Source organism: Streptomyces sp. NPDC001219, assembly GCF_053597915.1.
Genome location: NZ_JBSFJF010000152.1, coordinates 1 through 2,639, shown reverse-complemented (window position 1 = coordinate 2,639; position 2,639 = coordinate 1). Strand labels below are relative to the sequence as shown.

Genomic DNA, 2,639 nt, shown 5'->3' with positions numbered 1-2,639 from the left:
ACCACCCCAGACCATTCATCTGGACCAAGACCGCCGACGAGATCCTCGACAAAGTCGCGGCCTACTGCCACCGAATCTCTGACTCAGGTCACTAGACTCTGTCTCCCCGATCGAGAGTCATTCCTGCTCCTGCTCAAACGCGATTTGCGGTAGTCGACGTCGGTGCGCGGCGTGGCCGATCGAATCGAGGAGTATTCCAGCCCCTGGGCGGCAGCTCAGTCGGCCGGCGCCGCTATCTCCCGGCTGCGGCCTGCCCACTGGATCACGTACGGCATGGCGAGACCGGCTGCGACGAACACACCGCCCATCACGAGCCAGCCGGGCGCCCCCCAGGTCACGCAGAGCAGGCCCAGCAGGCTCGGCGCCACCACGTAGCACAGGCCCATTCCCATACCGAACACCCCGGAGTACTGACCCTGGGCATGTGCGGGAGCCAGCCGGAACCGCAGCTCCAGCGATCCGGCCCCATGCCACAGTGACCCCACCGTGTGAATGGCGACGCCGACCATCATGATCGTCACGGCGGCCCAGCCGGGCACTCCGGAGGCTGAGGCGATGACCGCCATGCCGATCAGGAACGCCAGCCCGGCTCGGCGGGTGGCCCGGCCGGCGACGGTGCCGCCCTTGACCCCGCGACTGGTCCGAATCTGCAGGAACACCACCATCACGGTGTTGACGGCGATCGCCAGACCGACGAACCACCGTGGTGCGTCCGTGTGCAGGACTACCCACAGCGGCAGGGCGTACGACAGCACCTCGCTCTGAATCCACATGATGCCGTCGAGCACGACGAAGGCCACGTACGGCTTGTCCTTGAGCGCGGTCCACCGGCCTTCCTCGCGCGGGGATGGCAGGGGTTTGAGCTTCGGCAGCTTGACCAGGACGGCGGCACTGCCGCTGAACGTGAGCGCGTTGGCGAAGATAAGGGCGCGGTAGGCGAAGTCGCTGTCGATCTGCACTACCGCACCGGCCGCCAGCGCGCCGAACGTGCCGGCGAGCATGGCCACCGATCGCAGGTAGGAGCGGAACTTCGGCACCTCGTCACCGCCGAAGCGGCGGATCATCGGGCCACGAGCCGCACCGCCGGACGAGCCGGCGAGGTCCGTCACGGCCACAGCCAGGACGAACGACCATAACGAGTGGGCGAACAGCAAGGACGTCATGGAAAGGGCCTGGATCAGCAGCGTGATCAGAAAGATGCCCTTCGGGCCGCGGCGGTCGGCGAGATGTCCTACCGGGATCCCGGCGATCAGACCGACCACCCCCGCGACACTGAGGCCGAGACCGACCTGCCCGATGGACAGGTGGATCACCCGCAGGGCGTACAGCGGCACGGTCGCCAAGAAGGCCGCGGTGCCGAGCTGGTTGACGAAGCCGGCGAGGGCCAGCCTCCGCTGGGGGCCGGACTCCAGTAGCAGTCCTCGCCGTATTAGCCAGGACCGGTCTGCGTCGCCGTGTTCCCCAGGGGTGCTGTCGGATGACGTGGTGGGGGCTTGATTCACCCTGTACTCCAATGTCTGTCGATCGTGCTGTGCCGAGATCAGGGGTGGCATGTGAGGCCGGTGTGCCAAATGACTCCGCGGCGAGGATCGCGAGGGGGCGAGCCGATCCCCGAGAGGCTGAGCGATCACGGACGCTCCTTCCCAACAACCCCTGTACCGGGCAGGATTGAGAAGCGGCAGGCGTGGAGTATGCCCAGGTGAGAGCCATGATGAGAAGGCACCTGGTGTTGGGGGAATGTCACAGCGGAAACGGGAATCTGCGCACAGCACGCCCGGTTATGGGTAGTGGTGCTCCCCTCTCATGGACTCCCGTCACGAACGGAGCCAGATGAGGAGCGCAGCGGCGGTGACGGTGCCGAGGTAGACGTACCCTCGCTCGTCATATCGGGTGGCGACCGCTCTGAACTGCTACGCGGATCTTGTCCATGACCGCCTCGAACTGGGTGCAGTCCGCCCGCTGTCCCGGTGTGATGAGCAGGGGCAGCGGGCGGCAGCGGCCCTCCGCCGCAATATGGATCTTGGTCGTCAGCCCGCCACGGGAGCGGCCGAGGGCCTCACCCGGCGCACCGCCTCCTCCAGCAGGAGCCGCAGGATAATGTGCGCGCACCCGTGAAGTGATCTTTGTGGTGCCCCTTTTGAAGAGCTGGGTGGGGTAGGTGGCGGCTTCTTGGGAGCGCCGGCGGCGTGCTGGTGGGCTCGCACGGAGGTGGAGTCGACGTTGACGTTCCAGTCAAGGTCACTGTCGGCGTCGGCAGTGACCTGAACGTGCTGGAGGAGCATCTCCCACGTGCCGTCAGCCGACCACAGCACAGGCCGCTTGTGGACCGTCTTCCATGGGCCGAAGCCTTCGGGCAGTTCACGCCACTGCACCCCGGTGCCAAGCCGGTGAATGATCCCGTTGATCACTCGACGGTGATCCCGCCAGCGGCCGCATCGGTTGTTGCTCACCGGCACCAGCGGCTCCAGCACAGCCCACTCGGCGTCAGTCAGATCCCCCCTGCTGAGCATGACCAGAACAACGAACTACCTGATCGAAGAGACACGACCTAGTGACCTGAGTCAGAGATTCGTCGTTGGTTGGGTATGAGTCGTCCGGGTCCGAAGATTCCGCCGTTGTCGGTGACCGATGCGCAACGG

General features: G+C 66.0%; 1 protein-coding gene and 1 pseudogene. Both read right to left on the bottom strand.

Annotation, left to right across the window (positions count from 1 at the left end; translation table 11 throughout):
• Positions 1-215: 215 nt before the first annotated feature.
• On the bottom strand, positions 216-1,502 hold the full coding sequence (locus ACWC9R_RS36980; protein WP_450738263.1) for an MFS transporter: 1,287 nt from the start codon (positions 1,500-1,502) through the stop codon (positions 216-218).
• 312 nt (positions 1,503-1,814) lie between these two features.
• Positions 1,815-2,510 (bottom strand): annotated as a pseudogene (locus ACWC9R_RS36975) (IS5 family transposase).
• Between the last annotated feature and the right edge of the window lie 129 nt (positions 2,511-2,639).